Annotated in this window: 9 protein-coding genes; 2 read left to right on the forward strand and 7 right to left on the reverse strand. The window is 70.9% G+C overall.

The features are described 5' to 3' along the window. Nucleotides 1–6: 6 nt before the first annotated feature. The 4 genes from OG870_RS40110 to OG870_RS40125 form a co-directional block, all read right to left on the reverse strand. Nucleotides 7–6,828 (reverse strand): SDR family NAD(P)-dependent oxidoreductase, encoded by a 6,822-nt coding sequence (locus OG870_RS40110; RefSeq protein ID WP_327691995.1) that lies wholly within the window; start codon nucleotides 6,826–6,828, stop codon nucleotides 7–9. 147 nt (nucleotides 6,829–6,975) lie between these two features. Beyond that, nucleotides 6,976–7,833, reverse strand: a complete 858-nt coding sequence (locus OG870_RS40115) for an alpha/beta fold hydrolase (RefSeq protein WP_327691996.1) — start codon at nucleotides 7,831–7,833, stop codon at nucleotides 6,976–6,978. After that, nucleotides 7,817–8,083 carry an acyl carrier protein gene (locus OG870_RS40120; RefSeq protein WP_266591885.1) on the reverse strand — a complete coding sequence of 89 codons (267 nt, stop codon included), beginning with the start codon at nucleotides 8,081–8,083 and terminating at the stop codon, nucleotides 7,817–7,819. Before OG870_RS40120 ends, OG870_RS40115 begins: the two co-directional genes overlap by 17 nt. A 486-nt stretch (nucleotides 8,084–8,569) precedes the next feature. Then, nucleotides 8,570–9,418: an AraC family transcriptional regulator gene (locus OG870_RS40125; protein ID WP_266591886.1), complete on the reverse strand. Its 849-nt coding sequence runs from the start codon at nucleotides 9,416–9,418 to the stop codon at nucleotides 8,570–8,572. Nucleotides 9,419–9,592: 174 nt separating this feature from the next. On the opposite strand from OG870_RS40125, the gene OG870_RS40130 reads away from it, so the two are divergent. Beyond that, entirely contained in the window at nucleotides 9,593–10,384 is a 792-nt protein-coding gene (locus tag OG870_RS40130; RefSeq protein WP_266591887.1) for an IclR family transcriptional regulator, read from the forward strand. A 185-nt stretch (nucleotides 10,385–10,569) separates the two neighbouring features. On the opposite strand, the gene OG870_RS40135 is transcribed toward OG870_RS40130, so the two are convergent. Continuing rightward, the gene (locus OG870_RS40135) at nucleotides 10,570–12,789 is read right to left on the reverse strand and encodes an NADP-dependent isocitrate dehydrogenase (RefSeq protein ID WP_266529128.1); all 2,220 of its coding nucleotides are present in this window, start codon (nucleotides 12,787–12,789) and stop codon (nucleotides 10,570–10,572) included. A gap of 219 nt (nucleotides 12,790–13,008) precedes the next feature. Here OG870_RS40135 and OG870_RS40140 point away from each other — a divergent pair, with 219 nt between their 5' ends. Continuing rightward, nucleotides 13,009–14,559, forward strand: coding sequence for a M1 family metallopeptidase (locus OG870_RS40140; RefSeq protein ID WP_266591888.1), 1,551 nt, complete (start codon nucleotides 13,009–13,011; stop codon nucleotides 14,557–14,559). A gap of 31 nt (nucleotides 14,560–14,590) precedes the next feature. On the opposite strand, the gene OG870_RS40145 is transcribed toward OG870_RS40140, so the two are convergent. Together OG870_RS40145 and OG870_RS40150 are read right to left on the reverse strand one after the other, a co-directional pair. Beyond that, on the reverse strand, nucleotides 14,591–15,697 hold the full coding sequence (locus OG870_RS40145; RefSeq protein WP_266591889.1) for a mechanosensitive ion channel family protein: 1,107 nt from the start codon (nucleotides 15,695–15,697) through the stop codon (nucleotides 14,591–14,593). A 198-nt stretch (nucleotides 15,698–15,895) separates the two neighbouring features. Further along, complete coding sequence (locus tag OG870_RS40150; protein WP_405625722.1) at nucleotides 15,896–16,885, reverse strand: lysylphosphatidylglycerol synthase transmembrane domain-containing protein; 990 nt, start codon at nucleotides 16,883–16,885, stop codon at nucleotides 15,896–15,898. Nucleotides 16,886–17,037: the final 152 nt, after the last annotated feature.

Genomic DNA, 17,037 nt, shown 5'->3' on the forward strand with positions numbered 1-17,037 from the left:
GTCGGTTCAGCGGCTCGCGAACTTGGCGGCCAGCTGCGGGGTGGACACAAGGGAGACGCCGGTGAACCGCATCAACACGCGTCCGTCGGGCGCGCACGCCGTCACGGTGAGCGCCGCGCTCCGATCGTTCGTCGACTCCGGCTCCACCACCACGAGGAACGGCTCGCCGTCGGGCAGCGCCTCGAACAGGTCGACCCGTGCCACGGCCATCGGCAGGCTCGCCGTCTCCAGGTTCAGCCGCATCCACACCAGCGCGGCCTGCAGCAGCAGGTCGGCGGTGCCGGGCGCGTACCGCTCGCCCCCGAACGCCCCACCGGCGGGCCGGTGTTCGGCCAGCGAGCACTCGATGACCAGCCGCGAGGACTCCGACTCCAGGACCCGGCGCAGCCCGCGCAACGACTCGCCGTGGAACAGAGTGCCGTCGGCGTAGAAGTCCCGCGCGTCGCTGCCGCCGCCGAGGACGGGCAGTCCGGACAGGGACTGCGGCCGCTCGGACGCCGCACCCAGGCTCACCCGGGCCGCGAAGTGCGGCCGCAGGGCCCCTTCCCCGTTCACCGACCGGATCGAGACGTCGGCCTCGGTCCCGTCCGGCGTCGGATTGACGGACAGCTGGAACCGGCAGGCGTCCAGGCCACCGTCGAAGACGACACCCTTGTGGACCGAGAAGTCCCGTATCCGGGCGACGACTTGACCGGTCAGCCGCTCGATGGCGCCCACCGCCCAGCCCAGGGCCGCCGCCGCGGGCAGCACCGGTGCGTCGCCGATGACATGGTCGGCGACCAGGGGATCGGTCACGAGGCCGGACAGGTCACGTTCGACGACGGTCGGCGCGGTGGCTACGGAGTGCTCCGGCGCGGACAGGGGAGTGGTCGGCCCGAGGACGGTGACCACGTCACCCGACCGCTCGGGGGCGAACTGCTCGGTGAACAGCCGCACTCCGGTCCCCTCCGGGATGAGGGTGATGCCGCGCTCCTTGAACACCGCCTTGATCTGCGGCGACACCATTCCGCTGTCCCAGGCGCCCCAGTTGAGCGCGGTCACATGGGCCTCGGGGTGGCGGCGCTTGTAGGCGGTGGCCCAGGCGTTGAGTACCTCGTTGGCCATCGCGTAGTCCGACTGGCCGCGGTTGCCGAAGAACCCGGCCACCGACGAGAACAGCATCACGTGCCGCAGCGGCCGGTCGCCCAGGGCCGCGAGCACCGAACGCAGCCCGCCGAGTTTGACGGCGAACACCCGCTCGATCTCGGCCGCCTTCTTCGCGGAGATCAGCTGGTCCGCGAGGACTCCGGCACCGTGCACCACACCCGTGATGCGGTCCCGGTACGGCGCCAGCGCGGCGGCCGTGGCGGAGACGTCGGTGATGTCGACCGCCAGGTACTCGACCTCGCTGCCCGCGGTCCGTATCTCCACCAGGGTCGCCCGGATCTCGCGCTCGCCGACGACCGACTGGTAGAGCTGCTCGACGCGCTTGGGCGTCGGCTTCTCGCCGGCCTGCCGCAGTTGCTCCACGGCCGCGGCCTTCAGCGCCGCCGCATCGGTGAGGCCGGCGGCCCACGCGGGCTCCGCGCCGAGTGCGGTACGGCCGAGCAGCAGCAGCCCGGGGCGGTGCGTGGCGGCGAGCGCGGCGACGCAGCGGGCGGTGATGCCGCGTCCGCCGCCCGTGACGACCAGCAGATCGTCCGAGGCGAGCACGGGGGCGCCGGTGGCCGGGGCGGCCGGCTCCTCGCCGAGCGTGAGGGCGACCCTGCGGGTGCCATCGTGGCCCACCTGGACCGAGGTTGCGGAAGCGTCGTGGATCTCGGCCAGGACCAGTTCGGCGGCCTGCGCCGGGCTCAGGGCGGGCGCGAGATCCACGGCCCGGCAGAAGACCTCGGGCGCCTCCACGGCGAGGGTCTTCACCAGGCCGCCGACACCGCCGGCCGGGGCCGCCTCCTCGGCCTCTCCGTGCAGGCCGAGGGAGCCGTCGAGCCGGGTGGCGGTCACGAACGCGGCCCGCTGCCCGGTGCCGGCGGCGGCTGTCAGCGGTCCCACGACGTGCTTGGCGACGAGCAGAGCGTGCGCGAGCCGGCGTACCCCCTCCGCCCACGGCAGATTGTCCGCGGCGGCGAAGAAGGCGACAAGACGCAGCGACTCGGCGGCCAACTGCTCGATGTGTGAGGCGAGTTCCTGGGCGCCCCAGCCGGTGAGGGCCGCGTCCACGGCACCGGTGATCCGCTGCGGCACACCGGGCAGGCGCAGCACGCGCACCTGCCAGCCGGCCGCCACGAGTCCGGCCGCCGCGGCCTGTGCGACCTCGCTGCCGTCGTCCACGACGAGCGCGACGGCACCCTGCGGGTAGGCACCCACCAGCCGGTCGGGCACGGGCAGTTCCACCAGCGCGGCCTGCCCACGGCCCAGCGCACCCGGCGCGGGGGCGTCGGCGACAGCGGTCTCGGACGGCGCGTGGGAGCGCTGCGGTTCAGTGGTCGTCGCGCCGGTGAGTCCGCCGACGAAGCCGACGATGTCGCCCAGGGTGCGGAGTTCGGCGAGTTGTTCGGGGCCGACGGGGGTGGGGCTGGGGAACTTTTCCTGGAGGACGCCCATGATCTCGACGCGTTTGATGGAGTCGATGCCGAGGTCGGCTTCGACGTCCATGCCGAGGTCCAGCATGTTGGCCGGGTAGCCGGTCTTCTGCGAGACGACCTCCAGCAGGGTGGCCTTGACGTCGTCGGTGGAGGCGGCGGAGGTGGTGGGCGCGGCGGTCGCCGCCGGTGCGGCGGACGGCGCAGGCGTCGCGGCAGGGCTCGCAGTCACGGCCGTACCGGGGCCGTTGAGCTCCAGGACGAAGCCGACGATCTCGTTCAGCGTGCGGAGTTCGGCGAGTTGTTCGGGGCCGACGGGGGTGGGGCTGGGGAACTGCTCCTGGAGGACGCCCATGATCTCGACGCGTTTGATGGAGTCGATGCCCAGGTCCGCCTCGACGTCCATGTCGAGGTCCAGCGTCTCCGCCGGGTAGCCGGTCTTCTCCGAGACCACGCCGAGCAGTGCGGCGGCGATGGCGCCGCTGTCGACGACCTGAACCGCGGCCGGCGCCGCCACCGGCTCCGGACGGCCGTTCCTGACGCCGCCCAGGCTCAGCACGAAGTTCACGATCTCGCTGAGCGTGCGGAGTTCGGCGAGTTGTTCGGGGCCGACGGGGGTGGGGCTGGGGAACTGCTCCTGGAGGACGCCCATGATCTCGACGCGCTTGATGGAGTCGATGCCCAAGTCCGCCTCCACGTCCATGTCGAGGTCCAGCATGTCCGCGGGGTAGCCGGTCTTCTGGGACACGATCGCGAGTAGCGCCGCCTCGACGCCGTCGGCCGCACCGCCGGTGGCCGTCGGCTCTTCGGTCACGGCCGGCGGCTCCAGGGCCGCGGGTGCCGGGGCGGCCGGAGACGGGGGAAGCGCGGCCGGGGCAGGCGGTGCCACCAGCGATGCCGGAGGAGGCTCGGGAGCGAGTACGGAAGCCGGCACCGCGACGGGAGCGGGTGCCACCGGGGCCGACGCCACCGGGGCCGATGCGCCCAGCTCCAGGGCCGCCATGTCCCGCAGGATCTCGTTGGCCCGCGTATGCGCGCGCCCGATCGCCAGCCCGTGCTCCTTGACGGAGGCCACACCCGGCAGCACCGTGTCGATGCGGCCCTGCTCGTCGGCCCGCTCCAGCAGGCCCATCATGCGCTGGGCGCTGGTGAGCTGGCCGGTGAGGTAGTCGTCGTGCAGCGCCAGGTGGTCGGAGATCAGGCTGGTGAGCCGGTCGTCGGACGACGGGGCGGGGGCCAGGGGTTCGTCTTCCATGAACTCGCTCTCCAGGAAGTCCAGTTGGGCGGACGGCGCCGCTGCCACGAGCGGCGGCGGGGCGGCGGGCGTCTCGGCTGTGCCGGGAAGCGGCGACGGGGCCGCGGCGGCGGGCACGGGGGTCGGCTGCGGAACCGTCACGGGCTGCTGCGGCGCGGGGGCGGCCGGAAGGGAGACGCGGTAGCCGTTCTCCACGGCAGCCCGATACGCGGCCTTACGGGCCTCGGGCACATGGTTGATGCCGTTCAGCGGCACGGTCATGCCCTTGGCCGGCTCGGCGGGCGCGGGCTCCGCCACATAGCGGTCCGCGGTGGCCAACGGCAGGCCCAGTACGGCGAGTTGGGCGAGGGCTCGCTTGAGGGCCGGCTCGGCGTCCCCCTTGTCGCCCGGGTCCAGCTGCACGGCGAAGTGCTCGCGCTCACCGAGGATGCGGCGCACCAGCTGGGTCAGCACGCCCTTGGGGCCGAACTCGACGAAGGTGCGGAAGCCCGCCGCGTACATTTCCTCCACGCGGTCGGCGAACTCCACCGGACTGACCAGCTGGTCGACCAGCGTGCGCCGGTTGGCTTCGACGTCCGGACCGTACGAGGCGCCGGGCGAGTTGGCGTACACGGGCAGGCGCGGGTCGCCGATCTCGGCCTGTGCCACCGCCTGCCCGAACTTCTCCACGGCGTGCGCGACGAACGGTGTGTGGAAGGCGGCCGACACCGGCAGCCGCAGCGCCCTGATCCCAGCCGCCCTCGCGGTCGCCACCAGCCGCTCCACCGCGTCGGTGGCACCGCCCACCACGATCTGGTCGGCCGCGTTGCGGTTGCAGACAATCAACTCCGGGTGCTCGGCGAGGAGTTGGCGCACCTGTTCCTCGGGTGCGGACACGGCGGCCATCGCCCCGGCATCGAAGTCCGGGTCGGCGGGCGGGGCCATCGCCGCGCCCCGGGCGCGGGCCAGCGCGAAGAACGTGTCGTCGTCGACCGCCCCGGCCGCCCACAGCGCCGCCAGCTCGCCGAAGCTGTGCCCGAGGAGCCCGTCGGCGTCGAAGCCCAGTTCGCTCAGATAGCGGTAGTGGCCGGCCGCCAGCGCGCCGATCGCGGGCTGCGCGTACTCGGTGCGGCGCAGTTCGCTCTCCTGAGCCGCACGGGTCACCTCGTCGAAGGCCGGCGGGGGGAAGGCGACCCGGGACACCGGCCGCTCGTGCTCGCCGAACGCGGCGTTGGCCCGGTCGAAGGCGGCCCGCAGCGGGGGCAGCGCGAGCACCGCCGTGCGGCCCGGTTCGACGTACTGACTGCCCTGCCCGGCGAAGAGCGCGGCCACCTTTCCGGTGGGGGCGGCACACGCGCGGAAGTAGATGCCCTTGGGGTGCGACCAGGCGTCGGCGGTGGGCTTGGCCTGCAGCTCGGTCGCGGCCAGGGCGCGCAGTTCGGCGAGCTCGGTGTCGTCGCGGGCGACCAGGGCGAGCCGTGGGTGGCCGGCCGGGGCGGGGTCGGTGCGCGGGTCGGCTCCGTCGGCGACGGCCCGGACCAGGCTATTCATGTCAGGTTCATGCCATGCATAAACCCGGCTCACCGGGAACAGGACCTGAAGGTCGCCGCCGTCGCCGTGCTCCTCCAGCACCACATGGAAGTTGGTGCCGCCGAAGCCGAACGACGAGACGCCTGCCCGCCGTCGGGGACGGCTCGGGTCGAGGACCCAGGGGCGGGTGCGGGTGCCGACGTAGAACGGGCTCTCGGTCCAGTCGACGGCAGGGTTCGGTCGGTCCACGTTGATGGTGGGCGGCAGCAGCCTGTGGTGCAGGGCGAGCGCCAGCTTGATCATCCCGGCCGCGCCCGCCGCCGCCTTGGTGTGGCCGATCTGCGACTTCACACTGCCGACGGCCGCGAACTGCCGCTCCTCGGTGAACTCGGAGACCACCGCGGCCAGTGCCGACAGTTCGGTCGCCTCGCCGACCGCCGTCCCGGTGCCGTGCGCCTCGAAGAGCTCGACGGAGGCCGGGGAGCAGTCGGCGTCCTCGTACGCCCGCCGCAGGGCCGTCATCTGGCCCTCCTTGCGCGGGGCGTAGATGGACTTGAAGCGGCCGTCGCTTGAGGAGCCGATGCCCCGGATCACCGCGTAGATCTGGTTGCCGTCCCGCTCGGCGTCGGACAGCCGGCGCAGGGCCAGCATGCCGATGCCCTCGCCGATGAGGGTGCCGTCCGCGTCCGTGTCGAAGGGGCGGATGCGGCCCGCCTTGGAGAAGGCCGGCGTCTTGCTGAAGCACAGGTACATGAAGATGGTGTTCTCGGCGTCGCAGCCGCCCACCAGCATCATGTCCGAGCGCCGTTCCAGCAGGTCGCTGATCGCCGACTTGACCGCGCCGAGCGAACTGGCGCAGGCCGCGTCGATCGTCATGTTGGTGCCGCCCAGGTCGAGGCGGTTGGCGATGCGGCCCGCGACGACGTTGCCGAGCATGCCGGGGAAGGAGTTCTCCTCCCATGGTGCGAAGGCCAGCTTGAACTTCTCGGCGATCTCCTCCGCGTCCCGGTCGCTCAGCCCGCAGGAGCGCACGACCTCCTTGAGGACCGGCGTCTGCAGCCGGGCGGTCAGCGGCTGGGTGAGCTGGTTGGCGCCGGTCACCCCGAGGACCACGCCCGTGCGGGAGGCGTCGTACCAGTCCTGATCGGCACCCGCGTCCTTGAGCAGGTCGCGCGCCACCACGAGGCTGAGCAGCTGGAGCACGTCGGTGACTTCGAGGGTGTTGGGCGGCAGCCCGAACTCCAGCGGGTTGAAGTCGACGGTCGGAATGAACCCGCCCCGCCTGGCGTACGTCTTGTCGGGCACGGACGGGTCGGGGTCGTAGTGCTCCGACAGGTCCCAGTGGGTGGCTGGGACGTCCTCGATGCAGTCGGCGGCCGAGACGACGTTGCCCCAGAACTCCCGCAGATCACGCGACTTGGGATACAGGGCGGACAGGCCGACGATCGCGATGGGATCCCGCGCGAGCCGGCGGTCGAGGTCAGAAGGATGTGAAGCGTTCACGGAGAAGCTCTCTTCGTCGTACGGCGGGCGCTGGAGCGGCCCGGGGCCGGTCGGTGGCCCTTCGGATGACGTACGGGGATGCGAGCAGGGCAGGGCGGAGCGACGCGCGGACACGCGGAGGGGGGTGAAGGGACGAAGCGGTGGGGATCAGGCGGGGGCGAGCAGGGGAGCGAGCACGCTGAGCGCGTCCGGGCGGTCGAGCATCGTGTAGTGATCGCCCGGAGCGGTGCGCGTGGTGAGGCCGTGCGGGGCGAGCGGCTGCCAGCCGAGCGTCGGGTCGCCCGGGATCAGGCTGCCCTCGGCCTTGACCAGGGTGAGGGGGAGGGGAGCGGGAGCGGGACGGTGGGGAGCCGTCAGGCGGTTGTTGCGCAGCAGCCCGTCGACGTACGTGTCGTAGAGCTTGCGCAGTCCCGGCAGCGGAGTGTCCGGGAGGAGAGCCCCGGCGGCGATACCCGCGTCGAGGACGACGGTGAGCCCCTCGTCGACGCCGAGGCCGGCCAGCCGCCCGGCGGGAACCGGGACGGGACGGCCGCGCTTGGCCCCGAGGTACATCGCGAACCAGCGGAGGAGCAGGTCGGGTTCGAGCGCCTCGTCGGGCTGCTGGTACTCCTCGGTCGGGGCGATGCTGTCCAACAGGACCAGCCGCTCCGGCAGTTGGTCGGCGGGCAGTTGCCCGGTCATGGACAGGGCGAGCACACCGCCGAAGGACCAGCCGACAAGCGTGTACGGCCCCTCGTGCGGCCCCATCGCGGTCAGCAGTACGGCGGACAGGTCCTCCACCGTGGTGGCGGCCCGGCCTCCGGTGAGCGCCGCCTCCGCGTACTCGGGCACCGAGCCGAGGTCGAGCACGGTCAGCCCGGCGCCGGCCGGCAGTGCGTCGGCCAGACCCTGGTACACGGAGGCCGCGAGGGCGCCGGGGTGGACGAGATGCACCGTCCGCCCGCCGGAGGCCGCGGCCCTCAGGACCCGGGCCACCGGCGGCCGTACGTCACGCGGTGGCCGCACGCTGTCCGCTCTCCTCGGCGAGATACGTGGCCAGGTCCTTCACCGTCGGGTGGTACCAGAGGGTGGTCGTGCTGAGCTCGAAGCCGAGCCAGTTCTCCAACTCGCCTGCCAGGATGAGGGCTTCGGTCGAGTCGAGGTCCAGTTCGTCGAAGTACACCTCGCGCGAGACCTCGCCGGTGGCCACGCCCAGACGGTGGGCGATCTTCTCGATGAGCCAGGTCTCCGCCTCGGCGGCGGTCACTGCGGCCATGATGTGTCGTCCTTTCCTGAGTCGCTCCTGGGGGGCGCAGGCGCGCGCCCCAGGAGCGTGCGGTCGGAGATGAGGGCATACGTCGTCGTCGACGGTGGCGCCCAGGGTGATGACGCGTGTTTTGACGCAGGGCTTCGCGGGACGCCGGTGGGGAATGGGGGCGATCGCACCGGAATCAAAAACTCGGTAAGCAGTAAGGGGCGAAGCCGATTTCTGCGAAACGCCGCTACGGTGCGGCGAATGACAACGTGTCAGTAATACGTGGTCTGGTCCATCCCGTGCTCGATCGGTTAAGACTTGCGGGCCCGCAAGCCTGCGATGCTTTTGGTTGGTCGCCCGAAGCACGCAGGCCACAGTCTTGCCAGGTTCTGGAATCTTTAACAACAGGCCTTCCGGCCAGTGGAAAGAAATCCACGTTTACGGGCGTGCGGGTGCCGCGTTCCAAAGTTACGGGGAAGTTAAAAGCCGCCCATGGGCGGCGGGTTACTACTGGTTACCCTTCGACTCACGCCGGAAGGCGCCCGGTGTCATACTCACGCGGCGCGCGAAGAACTTGCCGAAGTTGGTGACTTCGGAGAATCCGAGCTGGCGGGCGATGGCCGTGATGGGCAGATCCGTGTGGGCCAGCAGACGCCGCGCCTCCAGTGCGACCCTGGCGTCGATCACGTCCTTGGCGGAGGTGTCGGCGACGGTCCGGCAGGCCCGAGCCAGGGCACGCGTACTGCAGTTGAGGGCGTTGGCGTAGTCCTCCACCAGCCGCGTGTCGCGGTAGTGCCGGTCCAGTTCATGGCGGAAGCGGAGGAAGAGCTCGCTCTGGTCAGTGCTGAGGGTGCTGGCCTTCATCTGGTGGTGGCGGCTGCGGCAGAGCTGGTCGATGTGGAGCAGTACCACGGCCAGCAGGTGTCTGAGCAGTTCTTCGCCGAACCCTTGGTCGGGTCGCGCGAACTCTTCCTTCAGGACGCTCAGGACCCGCTGGAACACGGGCAGTTCGACAGGGCAGAGCTGCCAGTGCGAGGGGCGCAGGACATCGTCGAGCATGCCCATGTGGACGGTCATCTTGAGCGGGAACGCCTCGGTGAACATGATGACGTCAGCGTCCATGTCCGGCTGGGGGCGGAATCGGATCACCTGGTTGGGCCGGGTCCACAGCAGCGTGCCGGCCTTGCACTCCAGCGGTGTGGAGTCGATCTCGTACGTTCCCCTCCCCGCGGTGACCAGCACGATCTGGTGGAAGTCGAGCTGGTGGGGAGAGGCGAGGAAGTCCATGCCGCCGATGCCACGCAGCTCGCCCAGGCTCGCCATCGCAATGGCGAGGCCCGGTCGGCAGACAGGCATGTAGGGCACGACAGGGATTGGTAACGATGCGAAATCGACCATGAGCGTTCCGGAATCGACCTTTCAGTGTCAACTTTCGGCTTGAATCATAGAGGTGGTCGCCCAACACAGGTAATCCCTGCTCAGCACGTGTCAACGCCGCTCTGCAGTGCATGCGAAGGGACTCTGAACGGGATGATCACCCCCCACTCCGCCGCTCCGGAGCGGTCCGTCGTCGACCGGACGCTCACCATCCTCGGCGCCTTCGACCGGGACAATCCGACGCTGACCCTCAGCGACATCAGCCGGCGCGCCGCACTGCCCCTGGCCACCGTGCACCGCATCGTCAGCAAGCTCCACACCTGGGGCGCCCTGGAGCGGTGCGCCGACGGCCTGTACAGCATCGGACTGCGCCTGTGGGAGACGGCCGTTCTGGCGCCGCGCTCCTCCGCGCTGGTCGAGGCTGCGCAGCCGCATCTGATCGCCCTGCACGGGCAGACCTCGGGCGCCGCGGTGATCGCCATCCGCGACGGCGGCGAAAGCGTGTGCCTGTCCTTCGTCTACGACGACCCCGGATTCCCCCACTGCAGCCCCCAGGGCAGCCGCGTTCCCCTGCACGCCACCGCCGTCGGCCTGGTGCTGCTCGCCCACGCCGACCAAATCGTTCAGAACGAGGTCTGCGATGGCCCCTTGACCGCCTACACCCCGCTCACCCTGACGGACGGCCCCGCACTGAAACGCCTCTTGGGCAGGATCAGACGTGAGGGGCACGCGGCCGTCCACGGCACGCTGGCCGAAGGGCGGGGCGGATTCGCCGTCCCCGTACGCGACGGCCGCGGCGCCGTCGTCGCGGCCGTCGGGGTCGTGGCCCCCTCCGGCATGGTCCACCAGCCGGCCCGGCTTGCCCACCACGTCCACGCCGCGGCCAACGCCATCTCGCAGAGCCTGCGAGCCGTGCGGTCGGCTGCGGCGGAGGTCGGGACATGAGGGGCGACCGAACGAACGCCTGTCGGCACCAGGGCGGGTGACGGTCCGTCAACTTGCTGTCGGCGGCGGCGCTCAGCCGTTCACGCCGACGGCGGCCGGGCCGGGCGGAGCACGGGACGAGTCCGCCCCGGCAGGCGCGATGCCTGCCGGGGCGGAATCAGGAGCGGGCCGTCAGGCCTGCCGCGTCAGCCCAGGGACGCGAGCGCCTCGTTCCAGGTGGCCGAGGGGCGCATGACCGCGGCGGCCTTGGCAGGGTCGGGCTGGTAGTAGCCGCCGATGTCGGCCGGCTTGCCCTGCACGGCGAGCAGCTCGTCGACGATCTTCTGCTCGTTGGCGGCGAGCGTTTCGGCGAGCGGGGCGAAGGCCTTCGCCAGGTCCGCGTCGTCGGTCTGCGCGGCCAGCTCCTGCGCCCAGTACAGGGAGAGGAAGAAGTGGCTTCCGCGGTTGTCGATGCCGCCGACGCGACGGGTCGGCGACTTGTCCTCGTTCAGGAAGGTCGCCGTGGCGCGGTCGAGGGTGTCGGCCAGGACCTTGGCACGGGTGTTGCCCGTGGCCGTGGCGTACTGCTCGAAGGAGGGGACGAGCGCGAAGAACTCACCCAGCGAGTCCCAGCGCAGGTAGTTCTCCTTGACCAGCTGCTGGACGTGCTTCGGCGCGGAACCGCCGGCGCCCGTCTCGAACAGGCCGCCGCCTGCCATCAGCGGGACCACCGACAGCATCTTGGCGCTGGTGCCCAGCTCCAGGATGGGGAAGAGGTCGGTGAGGTAGTCACGCAGGACGTTGCCGGTCACCGAGATGGTGTCCTCGCCGCGGCGGATGCGCTCGATCGACAGCTTGGTGGCCTCGACCGGGGCCAGGACGCGGATGTCCAGGCCCTCGGTGTCGTGCTCGGTCAGGTAGGTGTTGACCTTGGCGATCAGGTTGGCGTCGTGCGCGCGGGTCTCGTCCAGCCAGAACACGGCCGGGTTCCCGGTGGCGCGGGCACGCGTGACGGCCAGCTTCACCCAGTCCTTGATCGGGGCGTCCTTGGTCTGGCAGGCGCGGAAGATGTCGCCGGGGGCGACCGGCTGCTCCAGGACGACGTTGCCGGCCTGGTCGACCAGGCGAACCGTGCCGGCGGCCTTGATCTCGAAGGTCTTGTCGTGGGAGCCGTACTCCTCGGCCTTCTGCGCCATCAGGCCGACGTTCGGGACCGAGCCCATCGTCGACGGGTCGTAGGCGCCGTTGGCACGGCAGTCGTCGAGGACGGCCTGGTAGACGCCCGAGTAGGAGGAGTCCGGCAGGACCGCGAGGGTGTCCGCCTCCTGGCCGTCCGGGCCCCACATGTGGCCGGAGGTGCGGATCATGGCCGGCATCGAGGCGTCGACGATCACGTCGGACGGGACGTGCAGGTTGCTGATGCCCTTGTCGGAGTCGACCATCGCCAGCGCGGGACCGTCGGCCAGCTCGGCGTCGAAGGAGGCCTTGATCTCGGCACCCTCGGGCAGGGCCTCCAGGCCCTTGTAGATGCCGCCCAGACCGTCGTTCGGGGACAGGCCCGCCGCGGCGAGCGTCGCGCCGTACTTCGCGAAGGTCTTCGGGAAGAAGGCGCGCACCACGTGGCCGAAGACGATCGGGTCGGAGACCTTCATCATCGTGGCCTTGAGGTGCACGGAGAACAGGACGCCCTCCGCCTTGGCGCGGGCGACCTGCGCGGCGAGGAACTCGTTCAGCGCGGCGGCGCGCATCACGGAGGCGTCGACGACCTCACCCTCGAGGACCGGTACGGACTCGCGCAGCACGGTGGTGGTGCCGTCCTCGCCGACCAGCTCGATCTTCAGCGAGCCGGCCTCGGAGATCACCGCGGACTTCTCGGTGGAGCGGAAGTCGTTCTCGCCCATGGTCGCGACGTTGGTCTTGGAGTCCGCGGACCAGGCACCCATGCGGTGCGGGTGGGTCTTGGCGTAGTTCTTGACCGAGGCGGGGGCGCGTCGGTCCGAATTGCCCTCACGCAGGACGGGGTTCACGGCGGAACCCTTGATCTTGTCGTAGCGGGACTGGATCTCCCGCTCCTCGTCGGTTTTCGGGTCGTCCGGGTAGGCCGGCAGCGCGTAGCCCTGGCCCTGCAGCTCGGCGACGGCGGCCTTCAGCTGCGGGATGGACGCCGAGACGTTCGGCAGCTTGATGATGTTGGCCGCGGGCGTCTTGGCCAGCTCGCCCAGCTCGTGCAGGGCGTCGGGGATGCGCTGGTCCTCGGTCAGGTACTCCGGGAACACGGCGATGATGCGCCCGGCCAGCGAGATGTCCCGCGTCTGGACCGCGACGCCCGCCTGCGAGGCGTACGCCTGGACCACCGGCAGGAAGGAATACGTTGCCAGGGCCGGGGCCTCGTCAGTGTGCGTATAGAAGATGGTCGAGTCAGTCACCGGGTGCTCCGCTCCACGTCTGCAACATTGCTCGACATCAAGATATCTCGTGATCCCGTCCGGCTCGACAGGGGCCCGGCCCCGCGTCCCACACTCCGGGACCCGATCCGCTGCCCCGCCGTGCAACCAAAGCCGCCGATCTTTGGTCCTGGAAAGAGATCGTGCACTGATCGTCGACGGCCGGAACTGACCTCCCGGCCGCCCGAGCGAAAGCTGACCATGAGATATCGCAGCAGAGTGACGGCCCCTGTGGCCGCCTTGATCGGTACGGCCGCGGCAATGACCACGGGGTCCGCGGCGTACGCCAGTCCTTCGGCCCTGAAGGACGGCGGCACACCCGGCGCCGAGACCCTGGGTGACTCCGTCTTCCCGAGCCTGGGCAACGACGGCTACCGGGTCTCGTCCTACCACCTCGACTTCGCCTACGACCAGACGACGAAGCTGGTCGACGCGGTGGCGACCATCGAGCTGACGACCACTCAGGCCCTGAGCCGCTTCTCCCTCGACGCCCTCGGCCTCGACATCCGCACGGTCCGGGTCAACGGCCGCAACGTCGCCTTCAGGCAGTCCGGCGAGAAGCTGCGCGTCACGCCCGCGACCGCCCTGGCCGCGCAGGCGCAGGCCAGCGTCATCGTGACCTACACCGTCGACCCGCGCGGCACGCTCGCCCACACCGCCTGGGTCGCCACGCCGGACGGCTTCGCGCTGTGCCCGCAGCCGAACTCCGCGCACACGGCCTTCCCGTGCAATGACCATCCCCTGGACAAGGCGGACTTCTCCTTCTGCATCACGGTCCCCAGCGGGCTGCGCGGTGTCGCGAACGGCGTGCTCACCGGCACCAAGAGCCTGTCCGGCGGCCGGACGGCCTACTCGTACAAGTCCCGCTCGCCGATAGCCACCGAGCTGGTGCAGATAACCGTCGGCGACTACGTCATCAAGGACCGGCAGGGCCCGAACGGGCTGCCGCTGCGGGACGTCGTGCCCACCGCCCGCGCCGCCGCTCTCGAGCCGGCGCTCGCCCTCACCCCGAACCTCGTCCAGTGGATCGAGGCACGGCTCGGGGCCTTCCCGTTCGAGACGTACGGGCTGCTGCCCTGCAACTCCGACGCCGCCAACGCCTTCGACTTCACGGGCCTGGAGACGCAGACCCTCACCCTGTACAAGCCGAACTTCCTGCTGCAGGCGGAGAAGAACATCGGCTCGCACATGATGCACGAGCTGGTGCACTCCTGGTTCGGCAACCTCGTCAGCCCCGCCAACTGGGCCGACCTGTGGCTGAACGAGGGCCACGCCGACTTCTACGGGCTGCTGTACCGCTACGAGCGCGGCTGGACCGACTCCCTCGGCCTGACCACGATGGAAGCCCGGATGAAGGACACGTACGCCCGCGGCGACCAGTGGCGCCACGACTCGGGCCCGGTGGCCGCGCCCAACGAGGCCAACCTGTTCGACAGCCAGCGCTACCTGGGCGGCGTGCTCGTCCTGTACGCCCTGCGCCAGGCCGTCGGCGAGGACGTCTTCACCAGGATCGAGCAGACCTTCCTCGCGCGTTACCGCAACTCCGCGGCGACGACGGAGAACTACATAGCCGTCGCCTCGGAGGTCTCCGGCCAGGACCAGTCCGGTTTCCTCAAGGACTGGCTGTACGGCACGAAGACGCCGCGGATGCCCGGCCACCCGGACTGGACGGTCACGCCGGTGCAGTCGGCGCTGGCCTCACCGCACAGCCGCAGGGGCGGGCACTACCACGAGAACTCCGCGACGCTCTGACCGCGGTGACTCGCTGACCCGGGGCGGCCGTTCAGTCGAGGCGGGCGGGGGAGATCTCGCCCGCCTCGACGACCGCCGCCTCGGGGCTGCGCTGCTGCGGGATGGACACCGGCCCCTGCTGCAGCGCCACCGTCCGCGCGGGCGCCGGGATGCGGATGCCCTCCTCGCGGTAGCGCTTGTGCAGTGCCTTGATGAACTCGTGCTTGATCCGGAACTGGTCGCTGAACTCGCCCACGCCCAGGATCACCGTGAAGCCGATCCGGGAGTCGCCGAAGGTGTGGAAGCGGATCGCCGGCTCGTGGTCCGGGACCGCGCCGGTGGTCTGGGTCATCACCTCGGCGATGACGTCCATGGTCACGCGCTCGACGTGCTCCAGGTCGCTGTCGTAGGCGACCCCCACCTGGACCAGGATGGTCAACTGCTGCTCGGGACGCATGAAGTTGGTCATGTTCGACTTCGCGAGCTCACCATTGGGGATGACGACGAGGTTGTTGGACAGAGCGCGCACGGTCGTCTGACGCCAGTTGATGTCCTCGACGTAGCCCTCCTCACCGCTGCTCAGCCGGATGTAGTCGCCGGGCTGCACGGTCTTGGAGGCGAGGATGTGGATGCCCGCGAACAGGTTGGCCAGCGTGTCCTGAAGTGCGAGCGCGACCGCCAGACCGCCGACGCCCAGGGCGGTGAGCAGGGGTGCGATGGAGATGCCCAGCGTCTGCAGCACCACCAGGAAGCCGATCGCCAGGACCAGGACCCGGGTGATGTTCACGAAGATCGTGGCCGATCCGGCGACCCCGGAGCGCGACGCGGTGACCGCCCGCACCAGACCGGCGACCACCCGGGCCGCCGTCACCGTGACGACGAAGATGAGCACCACGGTCAATGCCTGGTTGACGTGGTTCTGGACCGTTCTGGTCAGCGGCAGCGCCGCGCCCGCCGAGGCGGCGCCGCCGACGACCGCGGCCCACGGCACGACGGTGCGCAGAGTGTCGACGATGACGTCGTCGCCGCTCCAGCGGGTGCGGTCGGCGTGCTTGCCCAGCCAGCGCAGCAGCATGCGCAGCAGGAACGCGGCCAACAGGCCCGCCGCCAGCGCGATTCCGGCAATGACCAGGTCGTCCACGGTGAGTGCTCGGTTCACCGGTCGCCCCCGGGGAGCCGATCTGCGGCGAAGGCCGCCGCGGAATACCGGATGTGAAGTCGCGTCACGTTGCCACCTGCTCGACGATTGCGGAAAAGTGCGACCGCTCATCCTGCCGTATACGGCACAGGGGTTCGAACGTCGAGGGCTCCCGGACGACGCGGTTCGGACACTCCACGCGTCCTTACGGGGGGCGGCTCAGATCACCTTCAGCCGGACCAGCGCGCCCAGCGTCAGCGCCCCCGGCAGCAGCGGCAGCCACACCGTGATGATCCGGTAGGCGAGCACCACCGCCGTCGCCACGGCCACCGGGCTGCCGGCCGCCACCAGAGCCACGACCAGCGCGGCCTCCACCGAGCCGAGGCCGCCCGGTGTCGGGACCAGGGCGACCGCGACCGTCGCCGCGAGATACGCCACGGCCATGTGGACGGGCGGCACCGGCAGCCCCAGTGACAGGCCGACCAGGACCAGTCCGGCCGCCTGCAGCGCGGGGAAGGCGAGCGAACCGCCCCAGAGGGCGAGAGCGCGGGAGGGACGGGTGTGCACCGAGCGCAGCTCGCTCAGCGCCGTGCGCAGGAACGACAGGACGGCGGTGCGAAGCCGTCGTACGAGAGCGAGGACGGCCACCGCCACGACCACGACGGCGCCGACGGCGATCAGCAGCGGAAGCACCGACCCGTCGGGCAGCAGCGTGCCGAACCGCAGGGCGCCCGGGGAGGCGAGCAGCAGCCCTGCCAGGAGGCCCAGCCTGGCGACCGACTCCGCCAGCAGGTAGAGGGCGAGCGCGGCGGAGGAACGGGCGAGCGGAATCCCGCACACGGTCATGAACCGCAGGTTGACCGCGCCCGCGCCGAGGCCGGTCGGCAGCAGGTGGTTGGCCGAGCCCGCCGCGAACTGGGTGGCCAGCAGGCGCCTCTTGGGCAGCCGGTCCACGACCGCGCCCTGCCGTGTGCAGGCGGCCGCCACCCAGGTCAGACAGGTCGCGCCGACCGCCGCCAGTAGCCAGGGCCACTCCGCGGCCCGCAGATGTCCGAAGCCCTCCACGAGGACGGACCGGTGCTGCACGGCCACGACGGAGACGAGCAGGAGCGGAAGCAGGCACAGGATCTGCCGGATCACGCGGGCCGGGACGCGTCGGGGGAATCGTCCTGGGGGGAGGGGTCCTCGGGGAAGGTGTACAGCGGTCACATCCCGAGAGGGTTTCCAGTCCGCGCCAACGGCGGGTTGCGGAAGCGGGGACAGCGGCTGAAGGCGGGACAGCGGCTGGAGGCGGGACGGCGGCTTGCGTACGGTCATCGGGTCCTTCGAGCGGGGGGACGTCAGGAAAGGATTGACCTCAA

The sequence above is a fragment of the Streptomyces sp. NBC_00461 genome (assembly GCF_036013935.1).
In the GTDB taxonomy this organism is placed as follows: Bacteria; Actinomycetota; Actinomycetes; order Streptomycetales; family Streptomycetaceae; genus Streptomyces.

Coding starts and splice junctions, on each gene's coding strand:
- OG870_RS40120 (WP_266591885.1), bottom strand. CDS start 8,083: ATGGCCGCAGTGACCGCCGCCGAGGCGGAGACCTGGCTCATCGAGAAG.
- OG870_RS40125 (WP_266591886.1), bottom strand. CDS start 9,418: ATGCCTGTCTGCCGACCGGGCCTCGCCATTGCGATGGCGAGCCTGGGC.
- OG870_RS40130 (WP_266591887.1), top strand. CDS start 9,593: ATGATCACCCCCCACTCCGCCGCTCCGGAGCGGTCCGTCGTCGACCGG.
- OG870_RS40140 (WP_266591888.1), top strand. CDS start 13,009: ATGAGATATCGCAGCAGAGTGACGGCCCCTGTGGCCGCCTTGATCGGT.